Annotated in this window: 17 protein-coding genes and 1 pseudogene; 16 read left to right on the forward strand and 2 right to left on the reverse strand. The window is 35.7% G+C overall.

Translation table 11 applies throughout. The annotated features are described in order from the left end of the window. Nucleotides 1–66: 66 nt before the first annotated feature. The 12 genes from LG276_RS04065 (at nucleotide 67) to LG276_RS04120 (ending at nucleotide 7,564) form a co-directional block, all read left to right on the forward strand. Nucleotides 67–486, forward strand: a complete 420-nt coding sequence (locus LG276_RS04065) for a hypothetical protein (protein ID WP_263624076.1) — start codon at nucleotides 67–69, stop codon at nucleotides 484–486. A gap of 27 nt (nucleotides 487–513) precedes the next feature. Then, nucleotides 514–999: a GNAT family N-acetyltransferase gene (locus LG276_RS04070; protein WP_224934424.1), complete on the forward strand. Its 486-nt coding sequence runs from the start codon at nucleotides 514–516 to the stop codon at nucleotides 997–999. Nucleotides 1,000–1,090: 91 nt separating this feature from the next. After that, entirely contained in the window at nucleotides 1,091–1,282 is a 192-nt protein-coding gene (locus tag LG276_RS04075; RefSeq protein WP_285840923.1) for a zinc-binding dehydrogenase, read from the forward strand. Nucleotides 1,283–1,707: 425 nt separating this feature from the next. Next, nucleotides 1,708–2,271 (forward strand): alkyl hydroperoxide reductase subunit C, encoded by a 564-nt coding sequence (ahpC, locus tag LG276_RS04080; protein WP_095370569.1) that lies wholly within the window; start codon nucleotides 1,708–1,710, stop codon nucleotides 2,269–2,271. Between the two features lie 13 nt (nucleotides 2,272–2,284). Beyond that, complete coding sequence (ahpF, locus tag LG276_RS04085; RefSeq protein WP_251162796.1) at nucleotides 2,285–3,814, forward strand: alkyl hydroperoxide reductase subunit F; 1,530 nt, start codon at nucleotides 2,285–2,287, stop codon at nucleotides 3,812–3,814. A gap of 301 nt (nucleotides 3,815–4,115) precedes the next feature. After that, nucleotides 4,116–4,916, forward strand: a complete 801-nt coding sequence (locus tag LG276_RS04090) for an SMI1/KNR4 family protein (RefSeq protein ID WP_251162795.1) — start codon at nucleotides 4,116–4,118, stop codon at nucleotides 4,914–4,916. Between the two features lie 190 nt (nucleotides 4,917–5,106). Next, a complete protein-coding gene (locus LG276_RS04095) occupies nucleotides 5,107–5,295 on the forward strand; it encodes a hypothetical protein (RefSeq protein ID WP_224934438.1) in 189 nt (62 codons plus the stop codon). A gap of 154 nt (nucleotides 5,296–5,449) precedes the next feature. Further along, entirely contained in the window at nucleotides 5,450–5,947 is a 498-nt protein-coding gene (locus tag LG276_RS04100) for a DUF1456 family protein (protein ID WP_251162794.1), read from the forward strand. 151 nt (nucleotides 5,948–6,098) lie between these two features. After that, nucleotides 6,099–6,464: a DUF2089 domain-containing protein gene (locus LG276_RS04105; RefSeq protein ID WP_251162793.1), complete on the forward strand. Its 366-nt coding sequence runs from the start codon at nucleotides 6,099–6,101 to the stop codon at nucleotides 6,462–6,464. 14 nt (nucleotides 6,465–6,478) lie between these two features. Then, the gene (locus LG276_RS04110) at nucleotides 6,479–6,868 is read left to right on the forward strand and encodes an SHOCT-like domain-containing protein (RefSeq protein ID WP_251162792.1); all 390 of its coding nucleotides are present in this window, start codon (nucleotides 6,479–6,481) and stop codon (nucleotides 6,866–6,868) included. A gap of 10 nt (nucleotides 6,869–6,878) precedes the next feature. Further along, nucleotides 6,879–7,160, forward strand: coding sequence for a hypothetical protein (locus tag LG276_RS04115; protein WP_251162791.1), 282 nt, complete (start codon nucleotides 6,879–6,881; stop codon nucleotides 7,158–7,160). A gap of 254 nt (nucleotides 7,161–7,414) precedes the next feature. After that, complete coding sequence (locus LG276_RS04120; RefSeq protein WP_251162790.1) at nucleotides 7,415–7,564, forward strand: hypothetical protein; 150 nt, start codon at nucleotides 7,415–7,417, stop codon at nucleotides 7,562–7,564. A 15-nt stretch (nucleotides 7,565–7,579) separates the two neighbouring features. On the opposite strand, the gene LG276_RS04125 is transcribed toward LG276_RS04120, so the two are convergent. Then, the gene (locus LG276_RS04125) at nucleotides 7,580–8,215 is read right to left on the reverse strand and encodes a DUF998 domain-containing protein (protein WP_251162789.1); all 636 of its coding nucleotides are present in this window, start codon (nucleotides 8,213–8,215) and stop codon (nucleotides 7,580–7,582) included. Between the two features lie 253 nt (nucleotides 8,216–8,468). Between LG276_RS04125 and LG276_RS04130 the strand changes: the two genes are divergently transcribed. Beyond that, complete coding sequence (locus tag LG276_RS04130; RefSeq protein WP_251162788.1) at nucleotides 8,469–8,876, forward strand: hypothetical protein; 408 nt, start codon at nucleotides 8,469–8,471, stop codon at nucleotides 8,874–8,876. 153 nt (nucleotides 8,877–9,029) lie between these two features. Here LG276_RS04130 and LG276_RS04135 read toward each other — a convergent pair. Then, nucleotides 9,030–9,231: pseudogene (locus LG276_RS04135) on the reverse strand (cyclase). A gap of 210 nt (nucleotides 9,232–9,441) precedes the next feature. Here LG276_RS04135 and LG276_RS04140 point away from each other — a divergent pair. From LG276_RS04140 to LG276_RS04150, 3 genes are all read left to right on the forward strand, one after another. Next, a complete protein-coding gene (locus LG276_RS04140) occupies nucleotides 9,442–10,410 on the forward strand; it encodes a tRNA-dihydrouridine synthase (protein ID WP_251162843.1) in 969 nt (322 codons plus the stop codon). 397 nt (nucleotides 10,411–10,807) lie between these two features. Then, the gene (locus LG276_RS04145; RefSeq protein WP_251162786.1) at nucleotides 10,808–12,703 is read left to right on the forward strand and encodes an endonuclease MutS2; all 1,896 of its coding nucleotides are present in this window, start codon (nucleotides 10,808–10,810) and stop codon (nucleotides 12,701–12,703) included. A 427-nt stretch (nucleotides 12,704–13,130) separates the two neighbouring features. Then, complete coding sequence (locus LG276_RS04150; RefSeq protein WP_251162785.1) at nucleotides 13,131–13,709, forward strand: hypothetical protein; 579 nt, start codon at nucleotides 13,131–13,133, stop codon at nucleotides 13,707–13,709. Nucleotides 13,710–13,747: the final 38 nt, after the last annotated feature.

Here is a 13,747-nt window from a genome sequence, read left to right on the forward strand (position 1 = left end):
TATTTAAATGAAGTAAAAAAAACGACTGTCATAGTTAGTGTCATTTTGGTTAGTGTCGTTTGTGTGATGTTATTTAACTTTCTAAAGAAAGATGTCTGGGATGTGAATGCTGAGTTATTGAAAGAAGAGGTATTGTCCATTGAGTCATCTGTAGAAGAAGTAAATTTATTGGATATCACACCATTTGAGTGGGATAAGGTTTATTTCTTTGAGCCTTATACTCAGAAAGAGTGGATATATGAAACGGTCGGATATAAATGGGATACTATTAATGAAACAGTAAACGAAGGAATGAACCAAATAGTATTTATAAAGAATAATCAAGTGGTTTGTTATGTATATGGATACCCAGAAAATAACGGATACGGCATTTCTATGAGTGAAAAAACAACTCAAGTCCCTGCCGGCTCTCTCCTTATAGCGGATGAACAGCGCCCGTTTGAAGTGGTAAGGGATGGTGGTGTGGTCTATTTAAAAAGCAACTAGCAGATTGAATGTAGATAAAAGGAGAGAATGAAATTGATTACATCTGGAGAAGTTCAATTAGGGTTATATCGTGAGGAGCACTTAGAAATATTAAATAGATTCGAATTACCGGAAAATCAAGCGAAGTTTACCGCATTACCAAAGGAAAAAATAGCTGTTTCTGTTGGGCAATATCGAGTAGTCATCCTTTTAAAAGAAGTACCAGTAGGCTTTTTTCTGCTACACAGTACAAAAAGGGTAAGTGAATATACTACTAATTCTCATGCTATGTTATTGACAGCTCTTTCTATAGATTACAAACATCAGGGCAAAGGGTATGCTAAGCAAGCGATGCTCGCGTTAAAAGCATTTATCACTACTCATTTCCCCGATTGCCATGAAGTGGTTTTGGCGGTCAATCATAAAAACATTCCCGCACAGCAATTGTACTTAAAAGTTGGTTTTGTTGATACTGGTGAGCGGAAAATAGGAGAAATTGGCGAACAGTTTATATTGAAATTAGAGATAAAGTAATAGACCATTTTTATCTCAAACCATCTTCTTATTTTGAAGGAATACTAGCGTTTCTGTTTATGCAGAAACGCTTTTCTTTATGTAATGAAACCTGATCTATAAGATTAAAACGTTATTTATGAAACCGAGTGGCAAACAATTAAAAGCCATCGCAGACTTGATTGAGGCTGGTAAAATAAAGCCGATCATAGATAAAGCATTTTCATTTGACGATGCACAAAAAGCGATGGAATATGCAGAATCAGGGAGGGCAAAAGGGAAAATCATATTAAAAATCAAATAGGCGCTAAATATTCTGCCAGTGGCTGTAAAAAACTAGTCCCTCACATAATGGACTAGTTTTCCCTTTCTTAAACCTTATTTATTTGTCCGTTCTCTCTTAGAATGGAGAGGGAAGAATTTTCATTTGAAGCTATCTATTCTCAATTGAAAACTCTTTCTTTCTATTTTATAGTTTATTTCACAATAATGTAATATTTAGTTGAAAACGTATACACTTCTTATGTGGCCTAAATTTAGCGTAGATTCCTCATAATATTTAACCGATTAGGAATGATTGATATAAATTAATTCATGCGCTTTAATTGACAAATATAATATTAGTAATATAATAATAATCAATGCTAATTAATAATAATTATAGATTATGAATGAGGTCATTCTGTTAATCTATGATTAAATTTAAACAACTTTTAGGAGGACTACAACATGTCATTAATAGGAAAAGAAGTATTACCATTTAACGCACATGCATATAGAAATGGAGATTTTATTGAAGTATCTGAAGCAGATCTTAAAGGTCATTGGAGTGTCGTTTGTTTCTACCCAGCTGACTTTACATTTGTTTGCCCAACAGAACTTGAAGATCTTCAAGATCAATACCCAGCTCTACAAGAACTAGGTGTAGAAGTATTCTCTGTTTCAAGAGACTCTCACTTTACTCATAAAGCATGGCATGATACATCAGAAGCAATTGGTAAAATCACATATACAATGATTGGTGATCCATCACATACAATTTCTCGTAACTTCGATGTTCTTATTGAAGAATTAGGTCAAGCAGATCGTGGTACATTCATTATCGATCCAGATGGTATCATTCAAGCAGTTGAAATCAATGCAGATGGTATTGGTCGTGACGCAAGCATTCTTATCGATAAAATTAAAGCAGCTCAATATGTTCGTTCTAATCCAGGCGAAGTTTGCCCGGCAAAATGGAAAGAAGGATCTTCTACACTTAAGCCAAGCCTTGATTTAGTCGGCAAAATTTAAGGAGTGGAACCCCATGATATTAGAAGCAGAAATTAAAGAGCAACTCCATCAGTATCTTCAACTGATGGAGGGCGATGTATTACTGAAAGTAAGTACCGGAGAAGATGACGTATCAAAAGATATGCTGGCTCTCGTTGATGAACTTGCAACAATGTCATCTAAAATTAAGGTAGAAACAGCTACCTTAAAAAGAACGCCAAGCTTTAGCGTGAATCGCATGGGTGAAGATACAGGTGTAGCTTTTGCTGGTATTCCTCTTGGTCATGAATTTACTTCCTTAGTATTGGCCTTATTACAAGCAAGTGGCCGTGCGCCAAAAGTAGATGATAAGGTGATGGAACAAGTAAAGAATATTCAAGGGGAGTTTCATTTCGAAACTTACGTTAGTCTGACATGCCATAATTGTCCTGATGTGGTACAGGCCTTGAATATCATGAGTGTGTTAAACCCAGGCATTACACACACAATGATCGATGGCGCGGCTTTTAAAGAAGAAGTCGATAGCAAAAACATCATGGCCGTACCAACTGTTTTCCTTAATGGAGAAGTGTTTGGTAGTGGACGTATGACTTTAGATGAAATTTTAGCGAAGATGGGTAGCACAGAAGATCCAGCTGAATTTTCTAATAAAGATCCATTTGATGTACTAGTTGTTGGTGGTGGCCCAGCAGGTGCGAGTGCAGCGATTTATGCTGCTCGTAAAGGTATCCGTACTGGAGTTGTTGCTGAGCGATTCGGTGGTCAAATCATGGATACGCTAGGTATCGAGAACTTTATCGGTACGAAGTATACAGAAGGTCCTAAGCTTGCAGCTAGTCTTGAAGAACATGTGAAAGAATACGATGTCGACGTGATGAATCTACAACGCGCGAAAAGCTTACAAAGAAAAGAACTCATTGAAGTAGAATTAGAAAACGGTGCGGTTCTTAAGAGTAAGTCAGTCATTCTTTCCACAGGTGCAAGATGGAGAAACGTTGGCGTACCTGGTGAAGCAGAATTCAAAAATAAAGGTGTCGCTTACTGTCCACATTGTGACGGCCCATTATTCGAAGGAAAAGACGTTGCGGTCATCGGTGGCGGTAATTCAGGTATCGAGGCAGCAATCGACCTAGCGGGTATCGTTAAACATGTAACAGTTATTGAGTTCGGTGCAGAACTAAGAGCTGATTCAGTCCTACAAGAGCGTCTATATAGCTTACCGAATGTAAAAGTGATTAAAAACGCACAAACAACAGAAATCACGGGTACAGATAAAGTGAATGGTATCACTTATCTAGACCGTGAAACAGAAGAAGTACACCATATTGAACTTCAAGGAATCTTTGTTCAAATTGGTCTTGTTCCAAACACGGATTGGTTAGGCGATACGATTGAGCGCACAAGAACAGGCGAAATCGTCGTCGATAACCATGGTGCAACAAACGTCCCAGGCGTATTTGCAGCAGGTGACTGTACGAACAACCCGTACAAACAAATTATAATTTCTATGGGATCAGGGGCCAACGCATCATTAGGTGCATTTGATTACCTGATTAGGAATTAATATATATTTGCGGAGAAAGGTCAAGTGAGTTGAAACTCATCTTGCCTTTCTCTTTTTTTATGGAGTGAATGTATTGATATTGTTTGGGCTGGTTCAATCATGCAATCAAAGAAAAAGTGTTTTGCTCGTACATCTAGAGTAAAATCATCAAAGATACGAACAAAAAGTTTTCATTCTCTCCTTTTTTGGCCTTATTTGTTGACTAAGCGTTTATCAAATGGGTTATTTTTACAATTTTTACATATATTTTGATACAATTATACTCAATCAAAGGATTTCTAGAGGGTGGATGACTATAAATATGTGGAGACCTTTTTACGCTAGTGGTATCGTGTTAGAGAAATTAACAAAAGAAGATGTATTGAAAGCTGAGGAGCATTTTGGTGTGAAATTGCCAAGGGAATATGTGGATTTACTTCATATACAAAATGGCGGATACCTATTGAAAGATAGCATCAACATAGACGTAGAGATAGAAAATGAGCATACGCTTCCAATTGATTATCTTCTCGGTATTAAAGAAAATAAAGGTATCATGGAGACGAAGTATCTATTTAGTGAATGGGAAATTGATCATAATCAACTTATCGTTATTTCTGGCGATGGCCATTATTTTATTGTGTTAGATTATAGTAAGGATCAAAATAACCCGAATGTCGCTTATTTAAATTCTGATTCAGGTGAGCTAATCGAGTTATTCCCAACATTTTATGAATTTATGAACGAGCTCAAACCAGAAGATGATGAAAATTCATATGACCATGAAGAAGAGATCAATCAATTCCTGCGTAATCCTAATTTAGTAGCTGCAAAAAAGCTGGTAAACTCGGATAATGAAGATTTAATTTATCAAGGAATAGAATATTGGGGTCAAACAAGCAAAGATAAAAGTGAATTCAATCGTCTATTGCTTCACATTGTTCAGCACACTAAATTTTTGTCAGTTCAAGCATTAGTAGCGGGGATATTATGGAGAAAAGTAGCATCGGAAGAGATAAAAGAAAAGTCTGCCATTCAGGCAGTTTTTGATAGTATTCCAGATTCACCGTTAGATTTAGTGAAAGAATATAAACAAAAAATAGTTGAAGAATTGAATGGATAATTATTTCCTCGTTTTTGTTGTATAAGTGATTAGTTGATGTATATAGGAGGTTCCCACTCCACAAATGTCACCAATTTTCTGGAGGGAAATGGAATGTGTGACGTTGTTTAGCCGTTTGAAATTGTATGTTATGCTTAATTGTACATACAAGTAAAAAATCGTTACTATCAATATAAAAGGAGCAATTAAAATGGAAGCAGCAAAACAATGGCTTGCTATCCCCAAGGATACTAGAGAAATGCTCGTAAGAAATGTATTTTGTAGCAATTGTGGGGAAACGGAGATTGTGAAATACACGATTGAATCGGGTGATTATGGACCTATATTAAAAGGAAAATGTAAAACTTGTGGCAGTGAAGTTGCTCGTGTGATTGATTAGTGCTAAGTATGGAGGGATGGTCTTAGGTAGACTGTCCTTTTCTTTGATATAAGTTGATTTCAACATAAGTGGATTGCATAGCAATGACAATGTTAAAATAGACAATGGCTATTGGACAACATTGCAAAGTCCGTTAAAGATAGGAGTGAATAACATGGTTGATAATAATGATCTTTTAATCCGGTTGCGATATGCGTTGGATATTAAAAATAGTGAAATGGCAGAGATTTTTAAGCTAGGTGAGGAAGAGGTTACAGTGCCAGAGGTGGTGAAGATTCTTAAAAAGTTTGATGAAGATGAGGCGGAAAACCGAATTGAATTAACTGATGCGATGTTGAATTCGTTCTTAAATGGCCTCATTATTTATAAAAGAGGAAAACAAGAACCGAAACCCGGGCAAGCGAATACACCGGACCCGTCGATCACGAGCCATCGTCATATCAATAATATTCTCTTAAAGAAAGTCAAAATTGCTTTGGCATTAACAACAGAGGATATGATTGATATCTTTAGAAAAGCGGGGCTCAACGTTTCAAAAGGAGAAATAGGCGCGTTTCTTAGAAAAGAAGGACATAAAAATTATAAAGTGTGCTTAGATCACTTTGCTAGGAACTTTTTGAAAGGCTTGACTGTTAAATATAGGGAAGCATGATTTAAATAAAAGCAGTGGGAGTAATCCTGCTGTTTTTATTTTGTTGAAAATAAATAAATTAAATAAATATAGATAAAAAATTAATTATATTAATTTACAAATTAATATAATTAATATATAATCAAATAAAATTAAATGAAGGGAGTGCGTTATGGCTTATAAAGTGATTACGAGTTGCCCCGTTTGTAGTGAAACATTGAAAATTACTAAATTGCAGTGTGCACATTGCCAAACGACGATTGAAAATGAGTTCGAATTATCTAAGTTAGCGTCTTTGTCTAACGATCAGTTGCATTTTGTGGAAGTGTTCTTAACTTGTCGAGGTAATATAAAAGAGGTTGAAAAGGAATTGGGGGTTTCTTATCCGACCGTTCGCAGCAAGCTTTCAGATATCATTTCATCACTTGGTTATAAACAGGCTAAGAAGAATGAAGTGGATGAGAAGAAGGTCATCTCCATGTTGGAAAACGGTGAAATAAATTCAGACGAAGCAATTAAGCTCTTAAAAAGAGAATAAGGAGGCGTATTGGTATGAAAGAGGAAATCACAAAAGTGTTAACGATGGTGAGAGAAGGAAAAATAGATGCCGATAAAGGGGCAGAGCTGATCCAGGTGTTAAAAGAGAAGGAAGAGAAAGAAAGTAAGCAGCCCGAATCATCAAGTAAGTATATGGAAAAAGTACTCAAAATCCGTGTAAAATCATCTGAAAATGATAATGTCACAGTTAATCTACCAATCAAACTTGTCAAAGTGGTGTTGTTAGCAGGACATAATATTGCAGCGAGTATACCTGAGTCTGCGAAATACGTGAAAGATATTGATATTAACTTAATTATCGAAGCGATTGAAAATGAATTGGACGGCCAAATTGTTGATGTGAAGTCAGCAGACGGAGATACCGTTTCGGTCTTTATTGAGTAGTGACGATCCCATGCTGAAAATTACGGTGAGAACAGAAGGTATGCGATTAACGATTCCAGTTCCTCATGCTGCATTACATATTGGTTGCTCTATTCTTTTATCCAAAGTGTTTCAGCGGTATGTATATGCGGGAATCAATCAACAACTGCAAAAGAAAGAAGTTGATTTTGTCATCCCACAAATGGATAAAAAATGGTTGAAACCTATTCTGAAAGAAATAAAGAGTCATAAAGGCTTGGTACTAGTAGATGTCGTAGCGAATGATGGAACTGAAGTGAAGGTCAGATTGTAACTTTAAGGAGTGGTTATATTAATTCCAGTTCCTTTTTTTATTTGTTAGCAGGGCAAACAAGGATGTAAGAAAATTGGTAACTAAAAAAAGAAGTAATTAATAAAAAGGCAACAGTAAAAAGAATACTTAAAAGGTTATTCGCATAACTTCCTCCTAAATAAATCAAATCGCCAACCTAATTATATAGATGATATGTAAAACGACTCTTAATCTAACAGATGAGAAGAAGTAAAAACAGAGGACGGTGTATTGGTGTGGAATGGAGTAAAGAGACGGAAATGTTTATTATCTTTATTTATTACGTCATACCCGTAGTAGTGATGGGCTTGATTATTAGTGGGTTTGTGATACTATTCCGTAATTTAATAAAGGATAAAAGGAACAAAAATAAAGAAGATGTCTGAAGAGAAACCTGCATCTTAATTTGACGCAGGCAAAGATTTAGAACGCTTTATTAAAAGATAAGTGGATACTGTTCCCCAAATAAACAATATGAAATAAAAAAGTCTTTGAAGTAATCCTGAAGGGAGAGGAAAGAGTGGAACAAGTGAAATCAGAATAGTAGTAGATATTAAGCTTGCTGTGCAAAAATATGTCCATTTTCTAATGGCTGGCAGTTTCTTAGCGAAAATGAGTAGGCCTGGAAATACGGTTATCATAGCGATCCATACGAGAATAGAGTGCCCTAATAAATTGACATCAGCAGGGATTATGCCTGAGATAAAGGTAGAAATGCCTATTAAAAGGATAAACGATGTTGCCATTCGATTAATCAATGATTTGCACAAATATTGGGAGAGATATAGTACTCCGATACAAAAGGTTAATCCATTAAACACAAAGAGTCCATTCATCCCCACATGATGAGGGGAGCATATTTCATAAGGTGCGAATGCATAAGTGAATTCACCGCAGGTAGTTACACCAAGGTCACTCATAGCATGATGTAAATAGCTATAAGACGCTGTTGTGGTGAAAATGAAGAAAGGTTCAATAAGAAAGTATAGGCAAGTCATCCCCCAACTTAAGAAGCCTATTCTATTTGATATATACATGAGATTCCTCCTGAGAGAAAGTTTATGTATATTTTATATCCATTATTTACTAAAGAGTATGGGCTATTTGTGTATATTGGTTTAAGGCTTGAGGCTGATAAGAGAACACTATCTAAAGAAAAGCGTGTTAAATCAAATTGGGAAGAAGTAGTGTATTCTTATACTAACAAAGTACGAAATTAAGTAAGAAACTTCACACATTATACATTTAAATGAAGTGATTTCTCACCGATATATTGATTGAGGTGGTAAAATGAGAGTTAGAGAAATAAAGGAAAATATATTAATAAGTAATAATAAGAAATTAATCAGTTGGATATATGTAAATTTTAGTCTTCAAAATTCTATAGGAGAGTCAATACACAAATTGAATAGTCTAAAGAGGCTAGAAAGGGACACAGTTATATTTGCAATAGCTAGAATGGAGCAAATTGAAGCATCTTATGATTCTTCAAAACATATAGGTATATTAGTTTCGGTAATTGTATTCCTTTATTCAATTTATAAAGTTTTAATTCCGGAAAATTTCGTCATATTACTATTACTACCATTATTGTTTTTTGTTATATTAAATTGGAGAAGAGAGCGAAAGGTATACCAAGCTGCGGTGTATTTTAAACGATTAATGTTAGAGGTAAAGGAATATCAAAAAGGAAATTAACCTAGTAGTTCAGTGTGATTTTCCAAGAGTATTTGTATTATTTTTAGTAAACATTATATAAAGTAAAAACACATTAAATAAAATGAGGTGAATTAAAAGGAAGGAAAAATCAACATAAGCTCAGGTTCATAAAGTTTTCTTCTTTCAATGTTCCTAAACACGTTTATGTTCCTCATGAATAATTCTCTTATTAAGTATGTTTACTTTCCCCACCATTAACAATCTCATATCTTCTACAATGTAGTTCGCTAGATCTTCATCTGAGATCGTATCTTCGTCAATATCCAAGCGAAAATCTTGTCCTTGTAACATTGGTAAATTCTATTTCGAAGTCGAATTGTACGCGTTTATCCATTATATTGCCCCCCACTCTTGTTATTGTTTTATTCCTATTCGTTTAGGGGGCATAAAGTGACCTTCTCATACAAACCATCTTATTCCCCGATATGATAAACTATAAATGTCAAAATTAACTGTTGTTTGAAAAGCAGTGTGTAAACATGCTATAAGTGAAGAAGGTATATTTGATAAATAGATATCTCACCGTGAGAGGATTGAATACATGATGAAAGAAAATTTTTGGCGTGAGTTGCCACGCCCATTCTTTGTGCTTGCACCGATGGAGGATGTGACGGATGTTGTTTTTCGTCATGTCGTTAGTGAGGCAGCACGGCCAGATGTGTTTTTTACTGAATTCACAAATTCGGAAAGTTATTGTCATCCTGATGGACAAAAAAGTGTTCGTGGTCGCTTGACTTTTACAGAGGATGAGCAGCCGATGGTGGCGCATATATGGGGAGATAGACCTGAGAATTTTCGTGAAATGAGTATTGGTATGGCGGAACTAGGATTTAAAGGCATTGACCTTAATATGGGCTGTCCTGTGCCGAATGTTGCTGGAAACGGTAAAGGTAGCGGATTGATTTGTCGTCCGGATGTTGCTGCTGAGCTGATTGCTGCGGCAAAAGCAGGGGGACTGCCTGTTAGTGTAAAAACAAGGCTCGGTTATAGTGAAATCGACGAATGGCGTGATTGGCTCACGCATATTTTAAAACAAGATATTGCCAACCTCTCGATTCATCTTCGGACGAGAGAAGAAATGAGTAAGGTAGACGCACACTGGGAATTGATTCCAGAAATTAAAAAGCTCCGTGATGAGGTAGCTCCTGATACGCTGTTAACAATTAATGGTGATATTTCTGACCGCCAAGTGGGACTAGAGCTGGCAGAAAAATACGGAATTGACGGTGTAATGATTGGCCGAGGTATTTTTAAAAACCCATTTGCTTTTGAAAAGGAAGCCAAAGAGCATAGTAGTAAAGAATTATTGGACCTATTAAGATTGCATCTCGATCTTCATGATCAATATGCAGGGTTGGAGCTGCGCCCGTATACCGGCCTTCATCGTTTTTTCAAAATTTATGTTCGAAGCTTTAAAGGAGCGGGAGAATTAAGAAATCAGTTAATGAATACAAAGTCAACTGATGAAGCACGTGCGTTACTTGATGATTTTGACAGAATAAATCATTCATAAGAGAAAAGATGAATATTTACTTCTTTTTATCGATATGATATGATACTGGTAATTAGATTCCATAATAAAAATCGAGAGGTGCCTTTATGAGTGCAGTAGGTTCTAAATAGGCAATTAAATTTGAAATGAATGCAATAACAAAAGGGGAAAATTTTATTAGTGATCCCCTGCTATTTGTTATGGATTGATTTCAACCTATGAAGATACCTACTATACTTTATAAAGCATGTGATGAACAGGGAAGCTATATCTAGCTTTTCTTATGGTTCATGACGTCTTCTAGCCTTATAAATGTAAAAGCTGCGGGGTATCCCTGCAGCTTTTTCTGTCTAAAAATCTATCGGAATCTAATAAGTAGGTGTCTTCACAATGAAAAAATGAGTGAGGAGCATCGAAATTGAATAATATGACATTTGAAAAACTACAATATAACGAATTAAAACAAATTGTGCAATCTTATTGTGTGAGCGGTTTAGGTAAAAGGTTAATCGATAAACAAGCACCGAGTACAAATATAAAAGTGGTGAACAACCGCTTACAGGAAACTACTGAGGCTCGAGCAATCATAGATGCCGAGGGCCATATTCCTTTTGTAGGTATTACAAACATTGAAAGCATTATTGATTCACTTGATAAGGACATTATTTTGCAACCGAGTGATTTAGTTAGTTTATCTGACTTTTTACGAGGCTGTCGCAAAATCAAACAATTCATGCAAAGCAAAGAGTTTTTCGCACCAACGCTTGCTTCTTATGCTCAGTCGATGTCTGAAATGAAGACAATAGAGGAAGAGATCAATTTTACGATTAAAGGCAGTCGTATTGATTCGTCGGCAAGTAGAGAGTTAAAAAAAATCCGTTTTAAAAAAGAAGCGACAGAAGAAAAAATTAACGAGCGTTTAAATAAATTTTTAAACAATGGCACGAATAAGAAGTATATCCAAGAGTTCTTTATTAGTAAAAAAGATGACAGATATACAATTCCAATTAAAGCCTCTTATAAAGGTCAAGTGCCAGGTGCCATTATTGAAGTATCTTCTAAAGGTTCTACTGTATTTATCGAACCACAGACCGTTTCGAAGCTGAGTGCAGAATTAGCAAGCCTTAAAGTAGAAGAAGAGATGGAAGAATACCAAATATTAGCGACACTCTCTGGGATGATAGTAGAAGAGTTACAAAAGATAAAAGTAAATATGGAGTTAATTAGCCAGTATGACATGGTATTTGCGAAGGCGAAATATAGTAAGCATATTGCTGGTATACAGCCGAAGGTCAATGATTATGGCTATATTAAAATAGTGAATGGTAAGCATCCCTTGTTGCCGAAAGATGCTGTACCCCTCCAGTTTGAGATTGGTAAAGATTATAGAAGCTTAATCATTACTGGCCCTAATGCCGGTGGAAAAACAATTGTATTAAAAACAATTGGGCTCTTAACTTTAGCGACGATGTTAGGGGTTCATATTGCGGCAGAACAGGGAACGGAGATCGCCATTTTTGAACATATTTTCGTTGATATTGGCGACAATCAAAGTATAGAAAATGCATTAAGTACGTTTTCATCTCATATGAAAAACTTGTCGGAAATCATGAACGCCTCCAATCATCGTACTCTTTTATTATTTGACGAAATTGGCAGTGGTACTGAACCGAATGAAGGGGCAGCACTTGCAATTGCGATATTAGAGGAATTCTATCATATGGGCTGTCTAACCATTGCAACCACTCATTATGGGGAAATCAAACGTTATTCAGAATTGCATAGTGATTTTATGAACGCAGCGATGCAATTCGATCAGGAAACTTTATCACCGTTGTATCAGTTAGTTATCGGGAAATCAGGAGATAGTAACGCATTATGGATTTCTCGCAAAATGAATATGAAAGAATCCGTATTAAAGCGAGCAGAAGCTTATATGGAGAATAAAGATTATCAACTAAAGCAAGTGAATCCAGATAAAATACGTCAGCCTAAACACAAGAGCGAAGCAGTTGCAGCAAAATATGATTATAAAAAAGGGGACAGAGTAAAACTATTGGATCATAATGACTTTGCGATTATCTACAAAGAAATGGATCAATTTTATAATGTTGTGGTCTACTATAAAGGAGAAATGATTGAAGTAAATGTCAAACGAATTACTTTAAATCTCCCAGCACAGGAACTATATCCAGAAGGTTACGATTTAGAAACCTTATTCACTGATTTCGCTACAAGGAAAATGGAACACGATATTAATCGAGGATCGAAGAAAGCCCTACGGAAAATTCAGAAGGAAATGAGGAAAAAATAAAACAATATTGATGTACCCGAGTCCATGTATAAGGATTCGGGTTTTTCATATTTAGTAACAACTCAAACTGATGAAGAGTTTAAGAAAGTGAGCGGAGCCAAAGGAATTAGCGCGTTCATCCAGAGAGAAACCAAGGAAGATGGCATAACGAAAGAGCTTTGCAAGTGTTCAAAAAAAACGGTACATAGACGAAGCTGATTATATTAACTTTCATAAATCCACCACTCCATTCATCCGTAAGAAGCACCTGATAACTGAAAAGGAATCAAGCGTGTGATGAATTACGACCAAAGACCTAGCGAAACTTTAGTCTCTAGCTAGTTAATCAGTCATGATTCCTTTTGTATGCTTATCTTAAGCAATCGGAAAAAATGGTGGCTATCGGGATTTGTTTATATTTCATTCGTTGGCTAGAGGAGAGACGGTAATGGGTTTAGGTGACAAGAAGGTTTATATTTTGCTTACAGATACAGGTACGTACTTTACGAAATTGATAAAATTCTATACGAAGAGAAGTTATAATCATGCATCTATCGCCTTTGATCATGAATTAGCAAAAGTATATAGTTTTGGCAGGAAAAAGCCACGGAATCCCTTTATCGGTGGGTTTGTAGTAGAGAATATAAACAAAGGATTGTTGAAGCATGCGGATTGCATCATTTATTCTTTCGCAGTTAATAATGAAGAACTGAGGAAAATGGAACAATATATCGCTACAATCGAATCTGAAAAGGAGGATTATCGTTATAATCTCTTTGGTCTATTTGGTGTGCTGTTTAATAAACCTTTGAAAAGAAGAAAAGCTTTCTTCTGTTCTCAGTTTGTAGCTTCCGTCATCCACGCAACTGACAGCATCAAATTTGAAAAACCGCTATCATTAATCACTCCGTATGATCTCCGCAATATCCCCTTTATACAGGTTGAATATGAAGGGAAGCTGAAAGATTATTTGTATAAGGAAATAGAACAACCTGAGGGAAAAGATTCTTTTTTTGTCTCAATATAGTAAATGGGTGCTAAAATTTTCCTTGTCATATTTTTAAC

Origin of the sequence: Cytobacillus kochii, from assembly GCF_044790165.1 — a bacterium.
Taxonomy (GTDB): Bacteria; Bacillota; Bacilli; order Bacillales; family Cytobacillaceae; genus Cytobacillus; species Cytobacillus kochii.

Coding starts and splice junctions, on each gene's coding strand:
- LG276_RS04090 (WP_251162795.1), top strand. CDS start 4,116: ATGTGGAGACCTTTTTACGCTAGTGGTATCGTGTTAGAGAAATTAACA.
- ahpF (WP_251162796.1), top strand. CDS start 2,285: ATGATATTAGAAGCAGAAATTAAAGAGCAACTCCATCAGTATCTTCAA.
- ahpC (WP_095370569.1), top strand. CDS start 1,708: ATGTCATTAATAGGAAAAGAAGTATTACCATTTAACGCACATGCATAT.
- LG276_RS04130 (WP_251162788.1), top strand. CDS start 8,469: ATGAGAGTTAGAGAAATAAAGGAAAATATATTAATAAGTAATAATAAG.
- LG276_RS04100 (WP_251162794.1), top strand. CDS start 5,450: ATGGTTGATAATAATGATCTTTTAATCCGGTTGCGATATGCGTTGGAT.
- LG276_RS04125 (WP_251162789.1), bottom strand. CDS start 8,215: ATGTATATATCAAATAGAATAGGCTTCTTAAGTTGGGGGATGACTTGC.
- LG276_RS04140 (WP_251162843.1), top strand. CDS start 9,442: ATGAAAGAAAATTTTTGGCGTGAGTTGCCACGCCCATTCTTTGTGCTT.
- LG276_RS04150 (WP_251162785.1), top strand. CDS start 13,131: ATGGGTTTAGGTGACAAGAAGGTTTATATTTTGCTTACAGATACAGGT.
- LG276_RS04095 (WP_224934438.1), top strand. CDS start 5,107: ATGGAAGCAGCAAAACAATGGCTTGCTATCCCCAAGGATACTAGAGAA.
- LG276_RS04110 (WP_251162792.1), top strand. CDS start 6,479: ATGAAAGAGGAAATCACAAAAGTGTTAACGATGGTGAGAGAAGGAAAA.
- LG276_RS04115 (WP_251162791.1), top strand. CDS start 6,879: ATGCTGAAAATTACGGTGAGAACAGAAGGTATGCGATTAACGATTCCA.
- LG276_RS04065 (WP_263624076.1), top strand. CDS start 67: ATGTTATTTAACTTTCTAAAGAAAGATGTCTGGGATGTGAATGCTGAG.
- LG276_RS04105 (WP_251162793.1), top strand. CDS start 6,099: ATGGCTTATAAAGTGATTACGAGTTGCCCCGTTTGTAGTGAAACATTG.
- LG276_RS04070 (WP_224934424.1), top strand. CDS start 514: ATGAAATTGATTACATCTGGAGAAGTTCAATTAGGGTTATATCGTGAG.